Raw genomic sequence first — 24,390 nt, forward strand, 5'->3', positions numbered from 1 at the left:
AAGGCCGTTCCTCACTCGACGCCGATACCGCCATCGAGCAGGTGGACGCTTCCGGTCATTCCACCGCTCGCAGCGCTCAACAGAAAGATCGTGGCATTCGCCACCTCCTCCGCCGTGACGAGGCGCTTGATCGGATGCCGCTGGGTGATCATTTCCCAGAAGGCGGGATCGGGCAACCCCGCCTCGGTCATGGGCGTGCGGATGAAGCTCGGGCAGACGGCGTTGCAGCGGACGCCGCGCACGCCGAAGTCGAGCGCGACCGACTTGGTCAGCCCGACGACGCCATGCTTGGCCGCGATATAGGCGGGAAGCGCCGGTTCGGCGAGAAGCCCCGCCATCGACGCCATGTTGACGATGGAACCGCCGCCTGCCGCGAGAATATGGGGAATTTGCGCCTTCAGGCTGTTATAGACACCCGTCAGGTTGACGGCGATGGTCGCGTCCCAAGTGGCAGGCGTGCATTCGACGATATCGCCCCATTCGCCTCCGATGCCGGCATTGTTGACCGCGCCGTCCAAGCGGCCGAAATCGGCGACCACCTCGGCACAGACCCGTTCCATGTCCACCAGCACCGCCACGTCGGCGGCATAGGCGCGGGCGCCCTCCACCTGCGCCGCCAGCGCCACGGCCGCCTCCCGGTTGCGGTCGACCACCGCCATGCGGGCGCCCAGCGCTCCGCCCTTGCGGACGATCGCCTCGCCCAGACCGGCCGCGCCGCCCGTCACCAGAATGACCTTGCCCTGCAGGTCGTCCACCATGCCCATTGTCCATTCCTCTCGCTTGAGCTTGTTTGTCCCGTCTATGCCAGCGTGGCGACAGCCTCCAGCCGGGCCGCACCGGCCAGCGCCTGTTCGGCATGCAGCCTCGCCCGCGCGCCCAGCCGGGCCAGTCCATATCCCGCCAGCGCCCGAAGGCGCCGCTCCACAGGGCCGTCGCCGGGCACGGCCAGCAGCCGTGCCGCCGACCATCCCAGCGCGGCGTCGGTCGCCAGCGCCAGAAAGGCGGTCGCCCCCGCTTCCGCCTCGCGCGGACGGGCGGTCATCAGCTTCAGCCGGTCGGCGGTGCGGATCAGCAAGGCCAGTATCACCTTCGCCTCGCCCGCCTCATGCCTTTCACCCATCTCCTCCAGCCTGCCGATCGCCTCGTCGAAATGGCCGACGAATATCCGCAGCCCTTCCCCGCCTTCCTTCCAGAGGCGGCGATGGAGCAGGTCGATCGCCTGCATCCCGGTCGTCCCCTCGAAAATCGGCAGGACCCTCGCATCGCGCAGCAATTGCTCGACCGGCCAGTCGGCAGTATAGCCCGCCCCGCCCAACAACTGCATCGCCGTGCTGGCGGTGTCGAACGCCAATTCGCCGCCCAGCGTCTTGACGATCGGCAGCAGCCATTGCGCCAGCGCCGCGCTCTCCCGGCCCCGCTCCGCATCGCCTTCGTGGCGGCCAAGATCGGTCTCGACGGCGGCGGCATAAATCAGCGCCCGCGCCATTTCGACGTCGGACTGCATGTCCAGCACCATGCGCTGCACATCGGCATGATCGATGATCGGGACGGGTTCCGGCCCGTTGCCGCCCTGGCGCCGGTCGCGGGCATAGGCCAGCGCAATGTCCGCCGCCGCGCCCGCCATCCCCAGCCCCATGGCGCCCACCGCCATGCGCATGTTCGCGATCATCACGAACATCTGTTGCAGCCCGCGTCCTTCTTCCCCCAGCAGAAAGCCCGTCGCACCCTCGAACCCCATGGCGCAGGTCGGCGAGCTGTGCAGGCCGAGCTTGCGCTCCAGCCCGCGCACGAAAACGCCGTTGGAGGCGCCGCCGATCTCGCTCGGCACGAGAAAGAGGCTGAGGCCCTTGGCGCCTTCGGTCCGGGCCAGCAGGCAATGGCCGATCCGCTCGGTCAGGTCGTGCGAACCGAAGGATATCCACTGTTTCTCGCCAGTGACCGACCATGTGCCATCATCGCGGGGCACGGCGAGGGTGCGCATCCGGCCTGCATCGGACCCGGCCCCGACCTCCGAAATGCAGATCGTCGCGCCCCATTCGCCGAACATGAGCCTGGGCAGCCATTGCGCCTTCAGATCGTCCGGCGCGAAGGCATCGATCAGCCGCGCGGCCGACCGGCTCGGCACCGGCAACATCCCGAAGGCCGCGCAGTGGCGATCGAAAATCTCCTGCGCGGCGATGGCGACCACCAACGGCAGCCCCTGTCCCCCATGCGCCACCGGCAGGTCGAGCGTCATCCAGCCAGCGCTGGCATAGCTCTGCCAAACGCCGCGATGCACCGGCGCCAGCCGCACGCAGCCATCCAGCAGGCGCGGCGGCATATGTTCGCCCGCCTGATTGACGCCTTCCAGCTGCTCCGCTGCGAAGGCGGCCGCTTCGCCCAATATCGCGGCGACGGTGTCCCCGCTGGCTTCCGCGAAGGAAGGCACGATCGACCGCAGCCGGTCCAGTCCCGGCAGCATCGCCAGTTGCGCCTCGATCGGCCCGATATCGGCCGCCGGGACCGGGGCACGGCTCATTCCACGAACGCCAGCGTGCCGACATCCACCGCCGCCGCGCCGCCATCGGCCACCAGCGTCGATCCGGTGATGAAGGAGGCATCCTCCGATGCGAGGAAGGCCACCGCGGCAGCGATCTCCTCCGGCTCCGCCATCCGGCCGAGCGGTGCCTTGCCCGCCAGTTGCGCGCCGAGCTGTTCGGGCGGAATGCCCATCATGGGACCGACATTCTCCAATATCCGTTCGGTCAGCTCGGTGCGGATCCAGCCGGGGCAGATCGCGTTGCAGCGGATATTCTCCCGCCCGAAATCGCGCGCGATGGAACGGGCCAGGCCCAGCATCCCGGCCTTTGCCGTGCTATAGGCCACATTGGCGGGCGCGCTGGCCAGCGCCGCGACCGAAGACACCAGCACGATCGCCCCGCCGCCCAGACGGCGCATGTCCGGCAGCACCGCGCGCGCCGCGAACAGGGCGCCGTCCAGATTCACCGCCAGGATCCTGTGCCAGTCTTCGGGTGCGATCCTCTCCGCCGATCCCAGCGATTCCGCCGCGGCATTGGCGACCAATATGCCGACCGGGCCGAAATGGCTGTTGGCCGCCGCGACCGCGCGGGCCAGATCGTCGGCATTGGTGGTGTCGCCCGGCACGGCCAGCCCGCCGCAGGAGTCAGCCACCGCCCTCAACGGCCCTTCGCGCCGCCCCAGCAGCACCGGATGCCCGCCCTCGGCGGCGATCCGGCGGGCGATGGCCGCGCCCAGCCCGGTTCCGGCGCCGGTGACCAAGGCAACTTTTCCGGCAAAACGTCCGTTCGTCATCGCAAGTCTCTCTTTTCGCCTAGACAGGATCGGCAATGTGCAGGACCAGCTTGCCCGGCGCCTTGCCGGAGAACAGGGTCGGGAGCAGTTCTGGCGCCTTCTCGAAGCCATGCTGTCGGTTTTCCTCGACATGGATCCTGCCTTCCGCGACCCACTGGCCAAGCTGCGCCGCGCCTTGCGGAATCTGGTCGGCATAGAAGAACAGCAATATTCCCTGCACCGTCAGCTGATGGGTGCAGATCCGCATGTAGTTGGCGGGGCCTTGCAGCTTCACGTCGGTATAGCCGGACGACATCGCGCCGCAGATCAGGATGCGGCCCCTGGGCGCCATGTGCAGGAACAGCTCGTCCAGCATGTCGCCGCCGACATTGTCGAAATAGGCGTTCACTCCCTCCGGCGCCAGTTCCTTGAGCTTTGCGCCCAGATCGTCGTTCCGGTAATCGATGGCCGCGTCATAGCCCGCCTGCTCGACGATCCACCGGCATTTTTCCGGACCGCCGGCAATGCCGATGACCTTCTTCGCGCCGCGCGCCCTGGCGATCTGTCCCGCCAGCGACCCCGTCGCCCCCGTGGCGGCGGACACCACCACCGTATCGCCCGGTCCCACCTTCAGCCCATCGGCGACGCCGAAATAGGCGGTCAGGCCGCCCACGCCGAAGACGCCCAGATTCCACGAAATCGGATAGTCCGCCTGCGGCAGGTGGCGCAGCGGCATCGGCCCGTCGGCGCGCACCAGGCAATAATCCTGCCAGCTCATGAAGCCTTCGACCAGATCGCCGGGCCGATAGTCGGGATTGCGGGATTCGACGACCTGGCCGATGCCCATGCAGCGCATCGCTTCGCCCGGCATGATCGGCGGCATGTAGCCGCCGTCATCGGTCAGCCAGATACGCTGGCTGGCATCGAAGCCGAAGAAGAGCGAGCGCACCAGCACGTCGCCATCCTGCGGCACCGGCACCGCGCCTTCGGCCAGCCGGAAATCGTCAGGCCGCACATCCCCCTGGGGACGCCGCGCCAGCAACCACTGCCTGTTGATCGTCATCTGCCTTCCTTTCTGTGTCTTCCGGATGAGCGGGAAAATGCCGGCCCGCTCAGATGCGGCGGCCCGCGTCCCGCCAATAGGTTTCGCGAATATCCTTCTTCAGCACCTTGCCGACCGGGCTGCGCGGCAGCGTGTCGATGAAATCGACGCTCTTGGGCGCCTTCACCGATCCCAGCCTTTCCTTACACAGGGCGATCAGCTCCTCGCCGCTCACGCTGGCGCCCGGCTTCAGCTCCACCACGGCCTTCACCGCCTCGCCCCAGCCCGCGTCGGGCACGCCGATCACCGCGCAGTCCAGCACCGCCGGATGCGACCAGAGCAGTTGTTCGACCTCGCTCGGATAGACGTTGAAGCCGCCGGTGATGATGACGTCCTTCTTGCGGTCGGTGATGTGCAGAAAGCCCTCGGCATCGATATGGCCAAGGTCGCCCGTGTGCAGCCAGCCATCGACGATGGTCTCCGCGGTCTTGTCCGGCTGCTTGTAATATCCCTTCATCACGATATCGCCGCGCAGGCAGATCTCGCCGGTTTCCCCCTGCGGCACCGGAACGCCCGCATCGTCCAATATGGCCGTGGTGTTGAGCACCGAGGGCAGGCCGCAGGAGGAAAGCCGCTGATCGTCGGCAATCCGTCCGTCGCGATAATGGTCGCCCGGACGCAGGAAGGCGATCGATCCGGGCGCTTCGGTCTGGCCATAGCCCTGATGCATCACCGGGCCGAACAGCCTGAGCGCGGCGCGCAGCTTTTCCACAGCCATGGGCGCCGCGCCATACATCAGATAGCGAAGCCGCGAAAAATCGCGGCTTTCGATCCCCGGCATCTCCAGCAGGCGGTAGATGACGGTGGGCGGCAGGAAGAATTCCGTCACCCCCTCCCCGCACACCAAGTCCAGCAGCGTCACCGGATCGGGCTTGGTCATCACCACCACCTTGCCGCCGCGCGCCGTGGCGGAGAGCGTCAGGAACCCCGCCGTGTGCGTCATCGGCGCGGCGGCCAGGTTCACGATCGGCTCGCCGGGAGCATAAGGCGTATTGATGACGCAATTGGCGATCGACACGGTCAGGTTGCGGTGCGTCAGCATCACGCCCTTGGGCTTGCCGGTGGTGCCGCCGGTCGGCATGATCGCCGCCAGATGGTCCTCCGCCACATGGGTGGAGAGCGGCGCGGCCGGAGCGGCGGCGCAAAAATCGTCCAGCGTCAGCGCGCCTTCGGCCTCCCCATCGATACATACCAAGGTGCGCAGATGCGGGCATGCCGACCGGATCGCCTGCACGATGGGCGCGAAGGCCTGCTGGAAGAACAGCAGCTCCACGTCGAACCCCTCGATCAGATGGAGATGATCCTCCGCCGTGCTGCGCGGATTGAGCGGCACCCAGGCGAAACCGGCGCGCCAGATGGCGAGGACGCACAGCCATGCCTTGGGATCGTTGGCCGCCAGCACCGCCGCCTTGGTCTCAGGCGCCAGACCCAGAGCGGCCAGCCCGTGCCCCACGCGCCAGGTGACGTCGCGGGCCTGGCCGAAGCTCCACTCCTCCCCGTCCTTCACATAGGCGATGCGGTCGAGGCCCAGGCTGGCTCCCCGGTCGAAAAAGGCGATGAGCGACATAGGGTCTTCCCGTGCTGGCGATCAGAGCGAAAGATCGGCGTTGATGCGCGCGATGGTCGCGGGCAGGTCCAGTTCGTTTTCGCGATTCTGGCCCAGTTGCAGGTGCCGCCCGGCGCTGGCCTGGAGCTTGCCCTGCGCCAGCGCCTCGCGGAACGCGTCGTTTTCGGCGGCAAGGGCGGCGAAGAAATGGTCGGCCATGGGCGCCGTCAGCCTGCCCTGCACGGCGCGGTGCATGGCGATCACATCGCGCGTCCGGGCATTGATCCGGCCCAGCAGATCGTCGAGATAGGCGTCGATCTCATCCTCGCCCAGCGCGCGGTTGATGATGCCGTAACGCTCCATCTCCTCGCCGCTGAAGTCGCGCGCGCTCAGCAGGATTTCCAGCGCCCGCGCATGGCCCGCCATGATCGTCGTGCGCGTGGTCCCTCCCCCCGCGGCCAGAAAATATCCGCTCGCCTCCGGGAAGCAGAGGAGCGACCGGCGGGTGGCGAAGCGCATGTCGAAGGCCAGGATGAACTCGAACCCGCCGCCGCGCACCCGGCCGTCGACCTTGGCGATCGTCACCTGCGGCAGCGCCTGCCAGTTGAGCGCCATCGCCTGCAGCGCGTTGATATCGGGATACCGTCCGGCGCTGGACGGGTCGGTCGCCGACTTTTCCAGTTCGCCGATGTCGAAATGGGCGATGAAGAAATCCGGGTCGGCGCTGTCCATCACCACCGCCTTGATGTCCGCGCGTTGCATCAGCATGCCGGAGAGCTGGAACAGCTCCTGGATCATCTTGATGGTGATGAGGTTGATCGGCGGATTGTCGAGCGTGACATGCAGCACGCCGCCATCCTCGCGCAGCTTCAGGGTTTCAAAGTTCATGACACTCTCTCCTCTCGGACCTCTCGCCGGTTTCAGACCAGCCGCTCGACCTTGATCCCCGCATAGCCGTAGCTTTGCAGCATCCCCATCAGGTCGCGGTGGCCGAACACCTCGCTGGGGCTGCGGAATCCGGTGAGCGCAGGCGTTTCCACCGACAGGCGCCGCGCGGCATAGGCCTGCAGCAGGCCCGTGGTGAAATAGCCGCCGGTCGAAACCATCGTCGTCTTCACGATCACATTGTTGCCGGTGCCGAGGCATGTGTCGTAGGCCCGATGCACCTGCCGCCGCTCGCGCGGCGGGGTGTCCGGCGTGATCGCCACCGCCATGCTGTCGAGCAGCGGATAGAGATGATCGTCGGGGATCCACTGCAACGACACCTTGTAGGCGCGCTCCAGTTCCAGCTCCTTCTTGTAGAGTTGCTGGTTCCACATCGCGACCGACATCTTGCAGTTGCGCACGCGGCCATCGCGGGCGAACCAGATGGGGTTGGACGTGCCGCCCCAATTGGACGCCTTGAGCACCCGGTTCGACGGCGTCACGATGTCGCAGGTGTCGATGCCGGGATAGCGGACCAGTTCATTGTCCTGGAGATAATAGGCCGAATAGCGCACCGCATCGAGGATGGTCTGGGCCGATGCGACGGTCGGCACCGCCTGCGCCACCTCCGTCATGTCCAGACTGTCGACGCCCGGCGTTTCCAGGCAATAGCGCGCGCCGATTTCCGACACGCCATACATGCAGGCGGTCGACGGGATCAGCGCCAGCCCGGCCTTCGCGAACGCCCGGCCATAATGGTCGCGCAGCCATATCATCCAGTGCTGCTCGCCGGTCGTGTCGACATAATGGATGCCCGCCTGCAGCGCGGCCTCCACCACCGGCGGGCCGAAGCGCATGAACGGCCCCACCGTGTTGCACACCACCTTGCGGCCCGCGAACAGCCGGGTCAGGGCCTCGACCGTGTTTTCGACCTCGCAGATTTCATAGCGGGCATTCTCGATCCCCGGCACGATCCGGCATGCCGCCTCGATCTTCTCGCGGTTGCGCCCGGCGGCCACGAACGGCACGTCCAGGTCGCGCAGATGCTCCATGACCAGGCGGCCCGTATAGCCGCTGGCGCCATAGACCACGACGGGAAATTCAGCACTCATCCGACAATCCTCTCCATAAAGCGCCGATGGTCCGGTCAGGGCTGGCCCCAGCCTTCCAGACGGTTGAGCCGGGTCATCAGGAACCCGAAATGCATCAGCAGCAGGTTGTTCTCGCCATCCTCGATCTGCATCGCGCGCGCGTCGCGCAGCAGCTTTTCGATCGGATATTCCTGGGTCAGGCCGACCCCCCCGAACAGTTGCAGGGCCTCGTTCACGACCGCGAACATCTCGCTGTTGCAGAAGGCCTTGCCCGCCGCGGTGAAATAGGGGTGGGGGCGCGGCGAGCATTTGGTATATTCGGCGACGTGGCGCGCCATGGCCTTGATCGCCTCGACCTTCGCGCCCATCGTCCCCAGCCGGTACTGGGTCAGTTGCAGGTCGGCGAGTAGCGCGCCGCCCTGTCTGCGCTCGTTCGCATAGGCCAGCGCCAGCTCGAACGCGGCACGCGCCAGCCCGGTGGCGACGTGGCTCATCGCCGTCCCCGCCTGCGCCCAGGCGCCCGCATGCTTGATCGCATAATCGTCGCGGGTCGCGACCGCCCAGCGGCGCGGCACCTTCACATTGTCGAAGAATATCTCGCCCTGCGGCAGAGCCCGCTTGCCCAGCTTGGCGAGCGGCCTGCCCTTCGAAATGCCGGGCAGGTCCAGCGGCACGACGATGTTGCAGCCATGGGCGTTGCCCCGATCGTCATGGAAGCCCTCGCCATAGTCGGCCGCGATGTCGAGCAGCGCCACCTGCGCCACATAACCGTTCGAAACCCAGGCCGACGACTGGCCGTGGATGACGATCTCGTCCGCGCCGAAACGGGCGACCAGATTGCCCACATTGCCCTTCGCGCCGGGAAAGCGCTCCTCCCCATAGAGCAGCAGTCCATCCGATCCGCGATCCGGCTGGGTGGCGGCCCAGCAGCCGATCCTGCCCTCGCACATCTGGATCAGTTCGGGATCGCCGCTGCCCAGCGCCGCGCGGATCGGCATCTCGCCCGCGCCCGCCGACACGGCCAGACCGACATCGCCCCAGCCCAGTTCGGATATGACCAGGCTTTCCATGCGGGCCAGTGCGCGCGGCTCCATGCCCGCCATGGTTTCCGGCCCGATGCCCAGCTTCGCGAACGCGCGGTGGAAATCCCATAGCGGCGATCCGGGCTCATAGGCCTGCTCGGGCGCCATGCGGTCCAGTTCCCGCGCGATCGGCCGCATCACCTCCGCCGCGAAGCGGTGCACGCCCTGCTGGATCGCCAGTTCTTCTTCGCTGAACCCGGCATCGAAGCCCGAAAGCTCCAGATGCGGCCAGGCGATATCATGTCCTGCCATTGCGCAAAATCCTATCGCGTCAGGATGTTGACGGTGACGACGCCTTCCTCGTACCCGATCGAGCCACCGCCATTTTCCTGCAGGGCGACCTTCGCCCCCTCGACCTGGCGCTGCCCGGCCTCGCCGCGAAGCTGCGTCACCAGCTCGTGCAACTGTCCAAGGCCCGTGGCGCCGATGGGATGCCCCTTGCACTCCAGCCCGCCCGAAGGGTTGATCGGAACGCGCCCGCCCACGGTGAATTCGCCGCGCTCGGCCGCAGGGCCGGCGCCGCCCATCGGCACCAGCCGCAGATATTCGGCCGCGATGATCTCGCCCATGGCGGTCGCGTCATGGACCTCGACCACCGACACATCGTCCGGGCCGATGCCCGCGCGCTCATAGGCGATGTTCGCGGCGCGGCGGCACACCGCCTTGTCGAATTCCGCCGCCTCGCGCGGGGCAGCGGTGGCGATGGCGGTCGCGGCGACGCGAACGGCGCGGCTGCGCGATCCCTTCAGCTTCGCCAGCCCCCTTTCGGTGCAGACGATCACCGCCGCCCCGCCATCGGTCAGCGGGCCGCACATGGCGATCGTCAGCGGATAGGTGATCGGCGCGGAGGCCAGCACCTCCTCGATGGTGAAGGGCTTGCGATATTGCGCCAGCGGGTTGTGCACCGAATGATTGTGGTTCTTCGCGGCGACGGCGGCGATCTGCCGCTGGGTCGTTCCGAAATTCTTCATCCAGAAACGGCACATGGCGGCGTAGATCGCCATGAACCGGCTATAGGGGCGGTCGGACTCGCTGCCCTCCGGCACTTCCACCCCCTCGCCCAGCGCGAGCAGCAGCGCCGCATTTTCCTCCGCCCGGCTGACGTCCCAGCCGCCGTCGAACATCGCCAGCGCCCTCGCCTTGTCCTCGATATTCATCTTCTCGGCGCCGACCGCGATGGCGATGTCGCACGATCCGGCGCGCAGCGCCTGCACCGCCAGCTGGAAGGCGCTGGTGCCGGTCGCGCAGGCATTTTCGACATTGTAGACCGGAATGCCGGTCAGGCCGAAACGGGTGAAGACGACCTGCCCGGGAATGGCGAACTGCCCCTGCAGGGCAGGCTGCGTGCCGGTGCCGTAAAAGGCCTGCTCGATCTGCGCCATCTCCGCGCCCGCGTCCTTGAGCGCCAGGTCGACCGCTTCGCCCGCCAGCTGCCAGACGGCCTTGTCGATATGCCGCCCGAACGGGGTCATGCCGACGCCGGCGATAAAGATGTCGCGCTCCATCATCCTCTCCATCCGCGGGCCAGATTCGCCATCCGCCGTCTTGTCCCGCCCGCCCCGCCCCGACCGGGGAGCGGCACGACCGATATTCCAAGCATGTATGGGGATGGCGCCTGCTTGCCTCCCCCCTGTGACGGGGGGGATGGGAAGGGGGCGATTGCCACTATCCTGCCCCCTCGGATATACCGCCGGAAAAGCGGGATTGGGGTGAGGATGCAGGAAGCGGACGACAGGAAGCAGGACAGCGGCATGTCCGGCGGCATCGCGCTCAAGACCGTCCCGCCGCGCGCGCCGCAGATCTTCCTGGTCCGGCCGCACCTCGCGCTCCAGCGCATCCGGCTGGCAGATATCGACCTTATAGAGATCATCGCGCCGCATGGCTTCGGCAAGACCAGCCAACTTGCGCAATGGCATCGCGAGGCGCTGGTGGCGGGGATCGTGCCGATCTGGCTGTCGCTCGATTCCCGCGACGATCCCTTCCGCCTGATCCGCGCCCTGTCGCAGGCGGTGGTGCGGGCGTCGGCCTACACCATCTTCCCCGCCAGCTTCGTCGAATGGATCGGCGGCTGCACCGATCCGCAGGAAGCGATCACCGCCTGGCTTGCCCATCTGTCGGGCAGCGGGCAGGATCTGCTGCTGCTGATCGACGATGTCGACCATGCCCCGGAAACGACACTGGCGGCGCTCGACTATCTGCTGGCAAATGCGCCCACCAACCTGCGCATCGCGCTGGGCCGCCGCCCCTCCGCGACGCTGGCATCGCCCGACATTCTGGGCAATCTGCCGCTCATGCGGATCACCGCCCGCGACCTGCGCCTGCGGGAGGAGGAGACGATCAGACTGGTGCAGCAATCGCTGCGCACCAACTTCAACGCCGAACTCGCCGCGCGGATTCACGTCCTGACCGAGGGATGGCCGCTGGGCGTGCGCCTCGCCATCGCGTCGCAGCTGCGTTCGCCCTCGCCCGCCGATCTCGATGGCATGCTCTCGTCCGATCTCGGCCAATATTTCCTCGACAGCGTCATCAGCAAGCTGCCGCCCCGGACGGCCGAAATGCTGGTCGACATCGCCCAGCTCGATCCCATCCATCCCGACCTGTGCCGCGCCATGATCGGCGAGGATGCGCCCGTGGAGGAGATGGAGCGCCTGGCCGCCGAGACCCCGGTGCTGACCCATGGCGAAACCGGTGGCTGGCTGCGCCTGCATCCCTCGGCGCGGGAGGTGCTGGTCCCCCGCCGCAAGCTGCGGCCGCCCGCATTGCTGCACGAACAGGCGCTGCGCGCTCGTGATTGGTATCAGGACCATGGATTGCTGGAGGAGGCCGCCCAGCAGGCGGCGCTGATCGGCGACGAAAGCGCCGCGATGGCGCTGGCGGAGGCCAGCTTGGCCGCCATGACGCGGCAGGGGCGCAACAATGAGGTGCTGGAATGGTATGGCCGCGTCTCCCCGGACGAGATTGGCGAGCATCCCGGCTTCTGGGCGCCCACCGGCTGGGCGCTGGCCCTGAGCAACCGGCGGGACGAGGCGCGCGGCCTTGTCGACCTGATCCGCCAGGCCCCCGCCTCCACCGAGGCGCAGCTTTATGAAGCGGACCTGATCCTCGCGGCCACGGCCGGTTATGTCGACGACCTCATGCAGATGGAGGAATTCGCCAGCCGCTGGCCGACGCCGCCCGCGTCAGCCGACGCCTCGTCCAGCCTGCTGCATGCCGTCACCCTGGCCCACCGCGCCCTGCTGATGGGGCAGCCCGAACTGGTGCGGCAATGCCTGGCCCCGCCGCTGGCGGAGCGGGCGATGATGGTGCCGGCATCCTGGGGCTATGCCGACCTGCTCATCGGCATGAGCTATTATTGGGAGGGCAAGGTCGAACTGGCGGCGGACCAGCTCAGGACCGCCTTCAACCTCACCAGCAAGCATATGGACAGGCGCAATCGCGTGGTGTCCATGATCGCGGGCATGCTGGCGATCGCCTGCCTGGAATGCGGCCGGGCGGAGGAGGCGGGCCTGCATCTGTCGCTGCGCGTCAACATGATCGAAAAGCATGGCGTGCCCGAAACGGTGATGGCCGCCTTCGCCACGCTGGCGGAACTGTCGATCGACGGGCGGCATCAGGATCAGGCAGCCGTGCAATATGGTTCGCTGGCGGCCGAGGGACGGGCGCGGCGCAACAGCCGGATGGAGGCGGCCGCCTATTTCGGCCTCGCCCGCCTGCATGCGCGCCATGGGCGGCTGTTCAGCGCCCGGCAGGAAGTGGAACGGGCCGACGCCCTGCTTGCCGCCCTGTCACCGGAAACACCGGCCCCGGTTCGCCTCTGGTGCGCGCTTCAGGCGGAACTCGCGCGCGCGACCGTCCTGTCCCATGAGGGCATGGCCAAGGCGGCGGAGGCGGAAGCATCCGCCTCGCGCGCCCTTGCCCTTGCCATGCAGCTCAACCGAGGGGCGGAGATCGCCCGCGCCCTGTTCCTGCGGGCGCAGGCGAGGGAAAGGCTGGGCGACGAACGGGCCGCGCTGGACCTGACCGAAGCGGAAAGCCTGTGCGAAGCAGGCGGCCTCAGGCGGCTGAAGGCCGAATTCACCGGCCCGGAAGCGCCCCGCGACCAGCGCGAAGCGCCTGCCGCCCCGCCGCCGCAACCCTCATCCCTGCCCAATCGGGGCGCGGCGGAAAATATGCTGACGCCCAGGGAACAGGATGTGCTGGCCCGGCTGATGAGCCATATGAGCAACAAGGAGATCGCGCTCTCCATGGGCGTGGGCGAGGAAACCATCAAATGGCACCTCAAGAACCTGTTCCACAAGCTGGGTGCGGGTGACCGCAAGTCCGCCGTCAAGCGAGCGCGCATGCTGGGCCTTGCCTGAACGGGCGGGCGGCTGACATCGGGCATGAAAAAACCGGTGCGCGGGATGATGAACCCGCGCACCGGCAGCTTGCTGCGGCCCGTTGCCGTCAGAACCGCTTGGTGATGGCAAAGCCGTAGGTCGCCCGTTCCTTGCCGTTGACGATCCGGCTCGCCCCCAGCGTATCGCCCTGGACCAGGATGTTCACGATCTTCTGCTGGCTCAGCAGGTTGCGCGCATAGAGCAGCAGGTCGATGCCCTTGTCGTCGGACGCGATGCGGTAGGACAGGTTCAGATTGTCATAGGCATCGATCCGGTCCGCGACATCATTGTAGATGCGCGCATAGCTCTTGCTCTGGCGGTAATAGTCGACGCGGAAGGTGCCCGACCAGCCGTCGCCGAAATCGGCATCATATTCGCCGCCCAGCGCCACCGTCCAGTGCGGCGCGGAGGGCAGTTGCTTGCCGTCGAGATTGGTGGGAATGCCCGCGACGGCGAGCGGACTGGAACAGAGCGAACCCATGGCCAGATCCGGGATCGCGCCCGCATTGATCGCCGACTGCACGCCCGCCAGATAGGCGGTGGGCAGCACGCAGCGGTTGCTGAAGGTCGCCGACTCTATGCTGCGCACGGCGGTCAGCGAACTGTCGCCGCCCGTCGGGTTCAGCGTGTCGATGGAGGAACCGCCCTTGATGCGGCTGTTGAGATAGCCGACCCGCGCGTCGAAGCGCAGATGGTCCACCGGCTCGACCCCGCCTTCGAACTCGACGCCCCACAGCCGCGCATCGATATTCTCGTTGGCGACGGTGTTGTTCACCAGTTTCGAGATCTGATAGCCCTTATAGTCATAATAGAAGCCGGTGAGGTTCAGCGTCACGCGCCGGTTGGCCAGCATATTCTTGGTGCCGACCTCCAGCGCATTGACGAATTCGGGCTTGAAGGAGGACGCCACGCCGGTCCCCGCGACGCCCGCCGGATTGAAGCCGCCGCCCTTGTAGCCGCGCGAGACCGACGCGTAGAGCAGCGTATCGTCGGTGAAGTCCAGCTTCGGCTTCCAGTCGACGGTGAAGCGGCCGGTCAGTTCCTTGAAGCTGACCCGCTGTTCGTCCGTGGCCGGGAAGCCCGCGCCCGGCGTCAGCAGCACGACCGGATAGGCGATCTGTTTCTTGCGGTCATCGGTGTAGCGCAGGCCCAGCGTCAGCTTGAGATCGTCGGTCGCCCGATAATAGGCCTCGCCGAACAGGGCGCCCGACTTCAGCCAGTAGGGGCTGCGGTTGTCATAATAATTATGGCCCGTTCCGTCGCCGGGCGAGGTCGGGTCGATATAAATGCCCGCCCCCTGGGTCGCGTTCAGCACGGCGGCGGCCAGCGTCGTCATGTTGCTGAGCGCCAGCAGGTCGCCGTCCTGCTTGTAGTCGATATAGATGCCGCCCAGATTGAAGTCGAACTTGCCGTCGAAACTCGACTGGATGCGCAGTTCCTGGCTATATTGCCGGGAAAAGCGGTCCTGATGATATCGGGCGCTCATATGGTCGTAGGCGCCGATCTGCGGATCGTTGAAGATGCCGCCGGGGGTGAGCGGCGTCACCGGGAAGGTCGCCGTCGCGACACCGGCCACGACCGGCATGTCGATGGTATAATGATCCTTGGTATAGGAACTGAGCGAGGTCAGCGTCAGCGCGTCGTTGAACTTCCATTGCAGGTCGAGCGAGAACAGGTCGTTCTTCGCGCGGGTCGACGGATCGAAATCGGAATTGACGCTGTTGAGATTGGTGCTGACCGTCCGTCCGGCATAGGCGTTGACCGGTGTGAAGCCGAACAGATAGCCGAACAGCCCCGGTAGCAGGCTCATGCTGCCCGCCGTCCCGTTATTGGCCGGGCTGCTCGCCGCATTGGCCAGGCAGCCGCCGGACAGCAGCGCCTGGGTGACCGGATTGGTGCTGACGCCGCCGATGCTGGTGGGCCCGCTGTCGGGCGCGCAGATGATCTTGGCATTGCCGCCCGACGTGTCGTGCTGGCGGAAGTGTTCCCACATGGCGCGCGCGCGGAAACTGTCGGACGGGTCCCATTGCGCGGTCAGCCGGGTGCTCCAGATGTCCCTGGAATCGATCTTGTTGCCCGTGTAGCTGTTGAGGATATTGCCATCGCGCTTGATCATCGATCCTGCCGCGCGCACGGCCAGAGTGCCGCCGATCGGAATATTGATGTAGCCGCGCAGTTTCCGCGTGTCGTAACGGCCATATTCGCCCGTCACCTCGCCGCTGAACTCATGCTTGGGCGTCGCGGTGATGGTGTTGACGACGCCGCCGGTCGCATTGCGGCCGTACAGCGTGCCCTGCGGCCCGCGCAGCACTTCCACCCGTTCGATGTCGTAAAATTCGGCAGCCGCCAGACGACTGTCGTTCAGCGGAATATTATTCTCATGGATACCGACGCCGCTGTCGACCGCCGCGCCCTGAATCTGCGCGCCGATGCCGCGGATCTGGAAGTTGAACTTGCCGAAACCCGTCGACCCGAAACTGACATTGGGGATGGACTGCTTCAGGTCGGCACCGCCCACCAGACCCTGTTTCTGCAACATCTCCTGTGAAAAGGCCGACACCGCGATCGGCACATTCTGCAGATTTTCCGCCCGTTTCTGGGCGGTGACGATGATTTCCCCCTCATAATGCGGCGCCTGCTCCGCCTGTTGGCGCTGCTGATCCTGCGCATGGGCAGGCAGCGCCTGGACCGCCGCCAGCACGGCGCCGCTGGCACAGGCGAACAATATGGACCTTTTCATCATTTTCTCTCCCCGCATCATCTTCATCTGCCAGTCGGAAGCGGCAAGGAAGTCTTTTCCTCTGGCGCCCCCACCTGGATTTCCTGTTTCAGTTCATGCGCTGGCGGTCCCAGCGCCTCGCCGGAATCGACCGGCATCAGGATCCCGGTGATCCTCGCCGCCGCATCGCCGGCCAGGAACAGGATCGCCGCGACCACATCCTCGCTGTCCACCGGCTCGCCCAGCGGCGCGACGGTGCGGAACCACTGCCTGAATTCCGGACTTTCCACGAAATCCCGGCTGATGGCGGTGCGCACCACCGTCGGGCAGACGCCGTTCACTCGAATCCCGAGCGGCCCCAGTTCCAGCGCCGCGCAGCGCGTCGCCTGCGCGGCCGCCGCCTTCGAAATATTATAGACGGACTGCCCGGCATGGGGCCGGATCGCCGCGGTGGACAGCATGTTCACGATGACGCCGCGCCGCTCCTGCCGCAGCATCTGGTGCGTCGCGGCGCGCATGCCGTTCCACAGGCCCCGGCAATTGACGTCGAGACAGCGGTCGAAATCCGCGTCGTCATAGGTCCAGAAAGGGGATGGCGGGGCAACGACCCCGGCATTGTTGACCCAGATATCCACCGATCCAAAGACCTGCACGGCATGATCGGCAACCGCCCTCATATCCCCGGCGACCGTCACGTCGGCCTGCACGAAGATCGCACGCCGCCCTTCCGCCTGCAGCAGATCGACGACGGAAAGATGCGCCACCTCGCCGAAATCGCCCGCCTTGGTTTCGCGCGAGCGCCCGGCGACCACGACATTGGCCCCGGCCCGCGCAAAGGCGATCGCCGCCGCCCGGCCTATGCCGCTGCTCCCTCCCGTCACCACGACGGTCTTGCCGTCAAAGGACATCATGCATCCCTCCTCATGGACGGTCGGCCTATGGTCTGGCCGCTCCGTTCCGCCCCGGCGGGCGCGGGCCTGCCGGGATGTTGCCTTTCCTCTATGGATTTGCCGGGGATGTTGCTCCCCCCTGTGATGGGGGGGGGTGGGGGCCTGACCCTAGGCTGGACCCATCTGACCGTCGGCCGTGTCCCAGCTGATGAGCGCCAGGGCCGTACGCAGGCTGGCGGCATCCCGCGACGCCAGCATCGCCTCGAAGCGCGCCTCATGCGCATCCATGACGGCTTCGGCCTCCACCTTCGCCGCCTCCCCCGACGGCGTCAGAGTCAAGGCGAGCGAGCGCCCATCGACCGGCGACTTTTCAAGCAGCCCCTTGGCGGCCAGGGCCGAGATCAGCGGCGCCATATTGGCGCGCTTGATCCCCAGCACCCGGCCGACATCGCTCTGGATGCAGCCGGGATGGGCGCCGACCAGGATCAGGATCGTCGCCTCGACCGGGCGCAGACCTACCACCGCCAGCCGTTCGCCCAGATCCGCCATCATCACGGTGGAGGCACGCCGCAGCAGATAGCCGAGCCGCGAGACAAGAGGGGCCTGCAATGCTTCCAGCGTGGGCGACTTGGTCATGCCGCCCTCTCTAATGCTATTGCCCAGAACAATCAATATTGCTATCTTACATAGCAATCAGAAGGAGTCGGGATATGCCTGAAACTGAAATTCCCCTGTCCATCGGCGGCCGGAATCGTCCCGCCGCCGCCAGCTATGACCGGATCAATCCGGTCACTGGAGAGGTGGCGACACGCGCGGCCGCCGCCACGCCCGAAGACGCCGTCGCTGCCGTCGAGGCCGCGCGGGCGGCTTTCCCGGCCTGGTCGGCGCTCGGCCCCAACGCCCGCCGCGCCGCGCTGATGAAGGCGGCCGACGCGCTCGACGCAAGGGCCACCCAATTTGTCGACGCGATGATGGCGGAGATCGGCGCAACCGAAGGCTGGGCGCGCTTCAACCTGATGCTGTCCAGCTCGATCGTGCGGGAAGCCGCCGGCCTGACCACCCAGAACGGCGGGGAGGTGATTCCTTCCGACAAGCCCGGCTGCATCGCCATGGCGGTGCGCGAACCGGCGGGCGTGGTGCTGTCCATGGCGCCGTGGAACGCGCCGATCATCCTTGCCACCCGCGCCATCGCCGTACCGCTCGCCTGCGGCAATACGGTGGTGCTCAAGGCATCCGAACAATGCCCGCGCACCCACGGCCTGATCGTCGAGGCGTTCGTGGAAGCCGGGCTGGGCGAGGGCATCGTCAACCTTATCACCAACGCGCCACAGGACGCGGCCGACGTCGTCGGCGCGATGATCGACCATCCCGCCGTGCGCCGCGTCAATTTCACCGGATCGACCGCCGTGGGCCGGATCATCGCCATGCGGTGCGCGCAGAATCTGAAACCCGCCCTCCTCGAACTGGGCGGCAAGGCGCCCCTGATCGTGCTGGAGGACGCCGACCTGGATGAGGCGGTCAAGGCCGCGGCCTTCGGCGCCTTCATGAACCAGGGCCAGATCTGCATGTCGACCGAGCGGATCATCGTCGTCGACGCCATCGCGGACGCCTTCGCCGCGAAGTTCCAGGCCAAGGTCGCCACCCTGACAGTTGGCGACCCGCGCGAAGGCGCCACCCCGCTCGGCGCGGTCGTGGACAGGAAGACGGTCGCCCATGTCCGCTCGCTTATCGAGGATGCGCTGGCGGCGGGGGCGACGCAGCTCAACGGCGGCGAGGCCAACGGCGTGCTGATGCCCGCCCATGTGATCGACGGCGTGACCCCCGAAATGAAGCTGTTTCGCGACGAAAGCTTCGGCCCGGTCGTCGGCATCATCCACGCGCGCGACGAAGCCCATGCGATCCAGCTCGCCAACGATACCGACTATGGCCTGTCCGCGTCGGTCTTCACCCGCGACGCCGCCCGCGGGCTGAAGGTCGCGCGCCGGATCCAGTCCGGCATCTGCCATGTCAACGGCCCGACCGTGCATGACGAGGCGCAGATGCCCTTCGGCGGGGTCAAGGCGTCCGGCTACGGCAAGTTCGGCGGCAAGGCGGGCATCGACAGCTTCACCGAACTGCGCTGGATCACGCTGGAGACCGAGCCGGGCCACTATCCGATCTGATCCTTTCCCCTTCCCTTTCTTTCGGAGATATTTTCCATGACCGACATCCTGCACATTGACGGCATCGATCGCCAGGAACTCGAGACCGTGGCCTATACCGTCGAGGACGGCATCGCCTGGGTCAGCTTCAACCGCCCCGACAAGCGCAACTGCATGTCCCCGCGCCTCAACCGCCAGATGATGCGGGTGCTGGACGCGCTGGAATATCGCGACGATGTCGGCGTCCTCGTCCTCACCGGCGAAGGGTCCGCCTGGTCGGCGGGCATGGACCTCAAGGAATATTTCCGCGAGACCGAGGCGCAGGGCCTGAAGGGCACGCGCGCCGCCCAGCGCGAAAGCTACGGCTGGTGGCGGCGCCTGCGCTGGTATCAGAAACCGACCATCGCCATGGTGAATGGCTGGTGCTTCGGCGGCGGCTATGGCCCGCTCTTCGCCTGCGACCTGGCCTTCGCGGCGGAAGAGGCGCAATTCGGCCTCTCCGAAATCAACTGGGGCATCCTGCCGGGCGGCGGCGCGGCCAAGGTGGCGGTGGAACTCACCGGCTTCCGCAACGCCATGTATCATTCGCTGATGGGCGAGAATATCGATGGACGGAAGGCGGCCGAATGGGGCTTCGTCAACGAGGCGCTGCCGCTGGCCCGATTGAAGGATCGCGTCGCGGAAGTCGCCAGGGTGCTGCTGACCAAGAACCCGGTCGCGCTCAAGGCCACCAAGGACGCCATCCGCCGCGTCCGCGAGATGACCTACGACAATGCCGAGGATTTCCTGGTCCGCGCCCAGGAAGCCGCCAACAGCTACGACAATGAAGGCCGCAAGGAAGGCATCAGGCAGTTCATCGACGATAAAAGCTACAAGCCCGGCCTGGGCGCTTACGACAAGTCGAGGCCGACCGACAAGTCGAGGCCGACCAGCCTTTCATAAAGGGGAGAGATTGTGCAGGCCATCGGCGGTCGCGCGGGACCCCCGCCGATGGTCGCGGCAATGGGGACGGCGACCGGACTCGCCGTCCCTGTGCCCGTTGCAATAGAGCGAAGGCTGTTGGAGGACTCGCAAAGTCCTCGCCCGGCAATATGCAGTTATCAGAGCCATCCCGGATCATTCCAACCCGCTTCGGATAGGGTTTTGCGTGCCCGGCATCGGCAAGATGCCAGATGGTTTCACGCAAAAACCCGATTCTCGGCCCGATGGACTTTGCACCGTTACGGTTCCTTCTTTCATGCCCTGACAATCGCCCCACGGCTATGAATTCCCCGGATCAGGCGCTTTGCGTTCGCGCAAGGCGTCCATGGGGGATCATCTATGCGCCTGGGTTTGAAAGCCAAGCTGACCATTGCCATCGGGCTGGCCGCCGCTTGCGCTTTTCTGGCGCTGGGCATCCGGGAATTGCGCCACGCCTCCGCTGCCATGGCACGAAGCGAGGGCGCCGCCGCGCCGGCCCGGCCGCCCGCGCCGACCGCCGTGCTGGCGCAGGCGGTTCGGCCGATCAGGACCGGCGAGACCGTCACCGCCCTCATGATCCGCAACGCAGCGGGCGATCCGGCGCGCTTTCCCACTGCGGCCACCGCCGCCGAAATCATCGGCAAGGTCGCGACGCGGGACGTTCCGGGTGCGCTGATCGCTCGCGATGCGGTGGCGATGGAAAGCAAGCTCGCCATTCGCGTGCCCATGGGGATGCGCGCGGTCAGCATCGACACGACGGCGGAAATCGCGGTGGCCGGGCTGATCCGGCCCGGCGACCGGGTCGATGTGCAGGTCGTCTATCCCGGCGCCGATGCCATCAGCGGGGCGCGCGGCAACGGGCGGTCCCCCAGGCGAAACGCCATGCCCGCCCCCCGGCCGCCCAGCGCGAAACGTTCGGTCACCGGCAGATCGTCCTTCGAATATTGACCTTTGACGATGGTCTTCAGGGCCAGTTTCCCTGTTATCGGCTCGACGAGCACGGCCTGAACATTGACTTTGGTGAAGCCAGTCTCGGAAAAGCCGGTAAAGGGCTTCGCCCCCAAAACATTCAGCCCCCGGCTGACGACCGCCGACAGGGCATAGCCGCTTGTCGCATCGGCATGCGACCAGGATGCACCCAGTCGCACCGCCCTCGACCTGTAATCGCCGAAACGGATATCAAGGAAATAGTTGGAACTGTCGATCCCATCCAGCGACGCCGTCAGCGCCACCTGGCTCTTGACGGAGCGGATCAGCGGATAGGCCAGCGTTATTCCCGCCAGCGTCGCCTCGCCCGCGATCCGGCTGTCGCGCGATCGGGTCTGCATATGCGCCGCCTGCGCGGTCAGCGTCATGCCGTTGCTGCCGACCGGCGTGCCATGGCTCAGGGAATAATATTGATAGCGTTCGGGCGTGAAGGGCAGATCGCCCGGCTGGGCCAGCTTGCGGACCTGGGCGTCCACCGTCAGTCCCGGAATATCGCGCAGCAGGGACAATGCGCGTTGCAGCGGCGCCTCGCGCATCAGCCGCCGCATATGGGCGGCGATCAGGCCGGCAGGCGCGCTGGGCGACAGTCCGCTCACCCGATAGTCGTGCCCCCGCCCCTCGACCAGCCGCACCGTCAGCACGCCACCGGCAGGAAGCTGCCGGGGAATCGAAACCGAATAGAAGGCGATGTCGCTTTTCGCATAGACCGCGCTCAGGGCCCTCGCTATCGCCTGCAATGTGTCGGCCGTCAGCGGGCGGCCGGCAAGGGCCGCCGTCGCTTCGTCCAGCCGGGCCGTGGGCAGGGAGCTTCCCTGATAATGTAGCCGGGTCAGGAGAGTGGCCGCCGCGGAGGGGACCGAGGGCGCGATCCGGATCGACGGCTGGGGCGCGGCGGCTGGCGGCGGCGCGATCTGCGGTTCCAGCCGGTCGGGCCGGTCGCGGTCGATCGTCGGAACGGGGGCGGGCAAGGGGATCTGTACGGACGCCGGGGCGATGGCCGCAGGGCGTTCCTGCGCCGCCAGCGGACCCGCCAGCGCCGGCGCCAGGAAAAAGCAGCCCGTCCTGATCCACGCCCACATCACCTGTTCCCGCCCCCCATGCTTCATTCCTCATGACATCGGAACAGGATGGAAGAATTTGCCGATGCCTTCACCTGTAACCGGGACCGGGTCGGTTGTTTCGGCAAGCATTGGGAAAGGGTTGGGAGCAGCCGGGCACAGGCTGTTCATCGCTGGCCAAGCTCTCGCGCCGGTCCTCGCCTCCACGCCGAGCGCGACCATTCGGGCAGGCGTGATTCCACGGCGATGTTATTGCAAATCGCGCCAGGCGGGGCATCATCCCGCCCTTTTCGTCGCGAAATCCGGAATCCGCTGCATTTTATCCCCGTTTTTCGGTGAAATCGGGTCGCAAAAGGACTGGTTGAGCAGGAAGAGACAGGTTAAGACCGTGCGTCCACGAAAGGGAGATGATCATGAATAACACTGAAATCGCCGAAGCACTGGCTGCCGATCATGGCCTGACCAAGGCCGATGCGCGCAAATATGTCGACGGCGTTTTCTCCGCGATCGCCGGTGCAGCCGCGAAGGGCGAGGAAGTGTCGCTCAACGGCTTCGGCAAGTTCAAGGTCAAGGACCAGCCGGCGCGCGAAGGCCGCAATCCTTCGACCGGCGCGGTGATCCAGATCGCCGCTTCGAAGAAGCTGACCTTCACCCCGGCGAAGGCGGTCAAGGATCAGCTCAACGGCTGAAGCCTTTTGCCGTCGGCCGAACCGGCCGACGGCAGCCCGGGGTCAATCATGGTGCGCGTCTGGTCCCATGGATCAGGCGCGCACCATTTTTTCCGGGCAGGGAACCAGCGGCGCAGCGCAGCGCGCGGGCGGTCGGGGGATCAGGTTGCAACCGGCGCAATCGCATCGGCGGGCTTCGCATTTGCCGTTCCGGCCGGAACGCGCCATCTGGCACCTGCCTTTCAGGCATCCTCTCCTAAAACTCAGTAGGCCGGTCTCGCGACCGGCCTTTTTTTCAGAACCGGCACTGACCGGCCCCTGCAGTTTTCGAAGCGATATTTCCCGCTGAAGTCAAATAGTGGATCGTTTCCAGCGACATGAGCTTATGCAAATCGGCCGTCGAACCTCCGACAGCCTCAGTCGAGACCGGTCGTCACGGGCCATCGGCAGGCCTCTCATGTACCAAAGCGATACAGGAGTTGGGACAGCGCATGACCCAGGTGAGTCCGGTGTCGTTCTTTTTGGTGTTTCGGATTTACTTTCCTCCCAAAACCGCGCAAAAGACCGTTACTGTCGTTCATAAAAGGGTAGCGGGGCCAATGTCTGAAAATAACCAGCCTGACATCACGACGCTCACTGTTCAGCTGTTGAGCGCCTTCGTCTCCAACAATTCGGTAACGAGCGAAAGCCTGTCCGAGCTTATTCGAACGACACGCATCGCCCTGACTGATGATCTGGCGGCTAAGCCTGCCGAAGCGGCGACGCCGACTTATAGGCCGGCGGTTTCGGTTCGCAAAAGCCTGTCTTCGCCCGAACATATCCTCAGCATGATCGACGGCCGGCCGTACAAGACCTTGAAGCGCCACCTGGCAAGTCATGGCCTGACGCCTGCGGAATATCGCGAACGCTATGGTCTGCCGAAAACCTATCCACTGGTCGCGCCCAACTATTCGGAAGCGCGCCGCGCCGTCGCCACGAAACTGGGCCTGGGCAAGAAGCCGGTCAGCGTCAAGAAGGCGGCCCCCGCGCCGGTCGCGGCCGCCACTCCGGCACCCGTTGCCAAGACCACCGAAGCGCCCAAGGCCCCGGCCGCCAAGCCTGCCGTGACCAAGGCGCCCGCCGCCAAGAAGGAGAAAGCCGATCCCGCCGCGAAGGCCCCAGCGGCCAAGGCTGCTGCGCCAAAGGCCGCGGAAGCCAAGGCAAGCCCGGCCAAAGCGGCCGAGAGCAAGCCCGCGGCCAAGCCGGCATCGGCGCGCAAGCGGCTTTCGATCGCCAATCCGGCGGCCGACAAGAAAGCGGACAAGAAGGACGCGGCTCCGGCTGCCAAGCCCGCGACCGGCGAAAAGAAGCCCGCCCCCGCCAAGACGGCCAAGAAGCCTGCTGCTCCCAAAACAGCTGCGCCCAAGGCCGCGGCTCCAAAGCCCGCCGCATCCAAGACGCCCGAGCCGCAGGCAAGCTGACGGCTACACCCCGTTTCAAGCTGCTCGGCCCCGACCGCCCACAGGGCTGGCCGGGGCTTTGCATATCGAGGTGGCCAGACTCTCTTCAGTAG

18 protein-coding genes and 1 pseudogene are annotated in these 24,390 nt (G+C 66.4%); 6 read left to right on the forward strand and 13 right to left on the reverse strand.

The window, feature by feature from the left end; translation table 11 throughout:
- Positions 1–11: 11 nt before the first annotated feature.
- From MJ601_RS13335 to MJ601_RS13375, 9 genes are read right to left on the reverse strand one after another with little or no spacing between them, the layout of a single operon-like run.
- Positions 12–758 (reverse strand): SDR family NAD(P)-dependent oxidoreductase, encoded by a 747-nt coding sequence (locus MJ601_RS13335; protein WP_242127199.1) that lies wholly within the window; start codon positions 756–758, stop codon positions 12–14.
- Positions 759–799: 41 nt separating this feature from the next.
- Positions 800–2,518 (reverse strand): acyl-CoA dehydrogenase family protein, encoded by a 1,719-nt coding sequence (locus MJ601_RS13340; protein WP_242127201.1) that lies wholly within the window; start codon positions 2,516–2,518, stop codon positions 800–802.
- Positions 2,515–3,312, reverse strand: coding sequence for an SDR family NAD(P)-dependent oxidoreductase (locus MJ601_RS13345; RefSeq protein WP_242127203.1), 798 nt, complete (start codon positions 3,310–3,312; stop codon positions 2,515–2,517). The genes MJ601_RS13340 and MJ601_RS13345 overlap by 4 nt, the downstream gene beginning before the upstream one ends.
- A 19-nt stretch (positions 3,313–3,331) precedes the next feature.
- Positions 3,332–4,354, reverse strand: a complete 1,023-nt coding sequence (locus tag MJ601_RS13350; RefSeq protein WP_242127205.1) for an NADP-dependent oxidoreductase — start codon at positions 4,352–4,354, stop codon at positions 3,332–3,334.
- Positions 4,355–4,403: 49 nt separating this feature from the next.
- Positions 4,404–5,960, reverse strand: coding sequence for an AMP-binding protein (locus tag MJ601_RS13355; RefSeq protein ID WP_242127207.1), 1,557 nt, complete (start codon positions 5,958–5,960; stop codon positions 4,404–4,406).
- A 21-nt stretch (positions 5,961–5,981) separates the two neighbouring features.
- Positions 5,982–6,827 carry an enoyl-CoA hydratase/isomerase family protein gene (locus tag MJ601_RS13360; protein ID WP_242127209.1) on the reverse strand — a complete coding sequence of 282 codons (846 nt, stop codon included), beginning with the start codon at positions 6,825–6,827 and terminating at the stop codon, positions 5,982–5,984.
- Between the two features lie 32 nt (positions 6,828–6,859).
- Positions 6,860–7,975, reverse strand: a complete 1,116-nt coding sequence (locus tag MJ601_RS13365; RefSeq protein WP_242127212.1) for a saccharopine dehydrogenase family protein — start codon at positions 7,973–7,975, stop codon at positions 6,860–6,862.
- A 35-nt stretch (positions 7,976–8,010) separates the two neighbouring features.
- Positions 8,011–9,288, reverse strand: coding sequence for an acyl-CoA dehydrogenase family protein (locus MJ601_RS13370; protein WP_242127215.1), 1,278 nt, complete (start codon positions 9,286–9,288; stop codon positions 8,011–8,013).
- Between the two features lie 11 nt (positions 9,289–9,299).
- Positions 9,300–10,541 (reverse strand): thiolase family protein, encoded by a 1,242-nt coding sequence (locus MJ601_RS13375; RefSeq protein WP_242127217.1) that lies wholly within the window; start codon positions 10,539–10,541, stop codon positions 9,300–9,302.
- A gap of 210 nt (positions 10,542–10,751) precedes the next feature.
- On the opposite strand from MJ601_RS13375, the gene MJ601_RS13380 reads away from it, so the two are divergent.
- A complete protein-coding gene (locus MJ601_RS13380; RefSeq protein ID WP_242127219.1) occupies positions 10,752–13,394 on the forward strand; it encodes a helix-turn-helix transcriptional regulator in 2,643 nt (880 codons plus the stop codon).
- A gap of 88 nt (positions 13,395–13,482) precedes the next feature.
- Here the strand turns inward: MJ601_RS13380 and MJ601_RS13385 are convergent, their stop codons facing one another.
- The 3 genes from MJ601_RS13385 to MJ601_RS13395 all read right to left on the reverse strand — a co-directional run bounded on the left by MJ601_RS13385 (position 13,483) and on the right by MJ601_RS13395 (position 17,660).
- Positions 13,483–16,158 (reverse strand): TonB-dependent receptor, encoded by a 2,676-nt coding sequence (locus MJ601_RS13385; protein WP_242127221.1) that lies wholly within the window; start codon positions 16,156–16,158, stop codon positions 13,483–13,485.
- A gap of 20 nt (positions 16,159–16,178) precedes the next feature.
- Positions 16,179–17,045, reverse strand: coding sequence for an SDR family NAD(P)-dependent oxidoreductase (locus tag MJ601_RS13390; protein ID WP_242127223.1), 867 nt, complete (start codon positions 17,043–17,045; stop codon positions 16,179–16,181).
- 147 nt (positions 17,046–17,192) lie between these two features.
- On the reverse strand, positions 17,193–17,660 hold the full coding sequence (locus tag MJ601_RS13395; RefSeq protein WP_242127225.1) for a MarR family winged helix-turn-helix transcriptional regulator: 468 nt from the start codon (positions 17,658–17,660) through the stop codon (positions 17,193–17,195).
- 74 nt (positions 17,661–17,734) lie between these two features.
- On the opposite strand from MJ601_RS13395, the gene MJ601_RS13400 reads away from it, so the two are divergent.
- The 3 genes and pseudogenes from MJ601_RS13400 to MJ601_RS22090 form a co-directional block, all read left to right on the forward strand.
- On the forward strand, positions 17,735–19,186 hold the full coding sequence (locus tag MJ601_RS13400; RefSeq protein ID WP_242127227.1) for an aldehyde dehydrogenase: 1,452 nt from the start codon (positions 17,735–17,737) through the stop codon (positions 19,184–19,186).
- Positions 19,187–19,222: 36 nt separating this feature from the next.
- Positions 19,223–20,107, forward strand: a complete 885-nt coding sequence (locus MJ601_RS13405; RefSeq protein ID WP_242127229.1) for a p-hydroxycinnamoyl CoA hydratase/lyase — start codon at positions 19,223–19,225, stop codon at positions 20,105–20,107.
- 750 nt (positions 20,108–20,857) lie between these two features.
- A pseudogene (locus tag MJ601_RS22090) lies at positions 20,858–20,905 on the forward strand (hypothetical protein); the annotation flags it as partial.
- Between the two features lie 38 nt (positions 20,906–20,943).
- Here the strand turns inward: MJ601_RS22090 and MJ601_RS13415 are convergent.
- Complete coding sequence (locus MJ601_RS13415; protein WP_242127231.1) at positions 20,944–22,218, reverse strand: ShlB/FhaC/HecB family hemolysin secretion/activation protein; 1,275 nt, start codon at positions 22,216–22,218, stop codon at positions 20,944–20,946.
- Positions 22,219–22,583: 365 nt separating this feature from the next.
- Here MJ601_RS13415 and MJ601_RS13420 point away from each other — a divergent pair, with 365 nt between their 5' ends.
- Positions 22,584–22,859, forward strand: coding sequence for an HU family DNA-binding protein (locus MJ601_RS13420; RefSeq protein ID WP_192668656.1), 276 nt, complete (start codon positions 22,584–22,586; stop codon positions 22,857–22,859).
- A gap of 470 nt (positions 22,860–23,329) precedes the next feature.
- On the forward strand, positions 23,330–24,298 hold the full coding sequence (locus MJ601_RS13425; protein ID WP_242127233.1) for a Ros/MucR family transcriptional regulator: 969 nt from the start codon (positions 23,330–23,332) through the stop codon (positions 24,296–24,298).
- The last annotated feature ends 92 nt before the right edge of the window (positions 24,299–24,390 follow it).

This window comes from Sphingobium trunci (assembly GCF_022664535.1).
In the GTDB taxonomy this organism is placed as follows: domain Bacteria; phylum Pseudomonadota; class Alphaproteobacteria; order Sphingomonadales; family Sphingomonadaceae; genus Sphingobium.

Bases quoted from the DNA above. Each gene is read 5' to 3' on its own strand.
- MJ601_RS13335 (WP_242127199.1), bottom strand. From the start codon at position 758: ATGGTGGACGACCTGCAGGGCAAGGTCATTCTGGTGACGGGCGGCGCG.
- MJ601_RS13340 (WP_242127201.1), bottom strand. From the start codon at position 2,518: ATGAGCCGTGCCCCGGTCCCGGCGGCCGATATCGGGCCGATCGAGGCG.
- MJ601_RS13345 (WP_242127203.1), bottom strand. From the start codon at position 3,312: ATGACGAACGGACGTTTTGCCGGAAAAGTTGCCTTGGTCACCGGCGCC.
- MJ601_RS13350 (WP_242127205.1), bottom strand. From the start codon at position 4,354: ATGACGATCAACAGGCAGTGGTTGCTGGCGCGGCGTCCCCAGGGGGAT.
- MJ601_RS13355 (WP_242127207.1), bottom strand. From the start codon at position 5,960: ATGTCGCTCATCGCCTTTTTCGACCGGGGAGCCAGCCTGGGCCTCGAC.
- MJ601_RS13360 (WP_242127209.1), bottom strand. From the start codon at position 6,827: ATGAACTTTGAAACCCTGAAGCTGCGCGAGGATGGCGGCGTGCTGCAT.
- MJ601_RS13365 (WP_242127212.1), bottom strand. From the start codon at position 7,975: ATGAGTGCTGAATTTCCCGTCGTGGTCTATGGCGCCAGCGGCTATACG.
- MJ601_RS13370 (WP_242127215.1), bottom strand. From the start codon at position 9,288: ATGGCAGGACATGATATCGCCTGGCCGCATCTGGAGCTTTCGGGCTTC.
- MJ601_RS13375 (WP_242127217.1), bottom strand. From the start codon at position 10,541: ATGGAGCGCGACATCTTTATCGCCGGCGTCGGCATGACCCCGTTCGGG.
- MJ601_RS13380 (WP_242127219.1), top strand. From the start codon at position 10,752: ATGCAGGAAGCGGACGACAGGAAGCAGGACAGCGGCATGTCCGGCGGC.
- MJ601_RS13385 (WP_242127221.1), bottom strand. From the start codon at position 16,158: ATGATGAAAAGGTCCATATTGTTCGCCTGTGCCAGCGGCGCCGTGCTG.
- MJ601_RS13390 (WP_242127223.1), bottom strand. From the start codon at position 17,045: ATGATGTCCTTTGACGGCAAGACCGTCGTGGTGACGGGAGGGAGCAGC.
- MJ601_RS13395 (WP_242127225.1), bottom strand. From the start codon at position 17,660: ATGACCAAGTCGCCCACGCTGGAAGCATTGCAGGCCCCTCTTGTCTCG.
- MJ601_RS13400 (WP_242127227.1), top strand. From the start codon at position 17,735: ATGCCTGAAACTGAAATTCCCCTGTCCATCGGCGGCCGGAATCGTCCC.
- MJ601_RS13405 (WP_242127229.1), top strand. From the start codon at position 19,223: ATGACCGACATCCTGCACATTGACGGCATCGATCGCCAGGAACTCGAG.
- MJ601_RS13415 (WP_242127231.1), bottom strand. From the start codon at position 22,218: ATGAAGCATGGGGGGCGGGAACAGGTGATGTGGGCGTGGATCAGGACG.
- MJ601_RS13420 (WP_192668656.1), top strand. From the start codon at position 22,584: ATGAATAACACTGAAATCGCCGAAGCACTGGCTGCCGATCATGGCCTG.
- MJ601_RS13425 (WP_242127233.1), top strand. From the start codon at position 23,330: ATGACCCAGGTGAGTCCGGTGTCGTTCTTTTTGGTGTTTCGGATTTAC.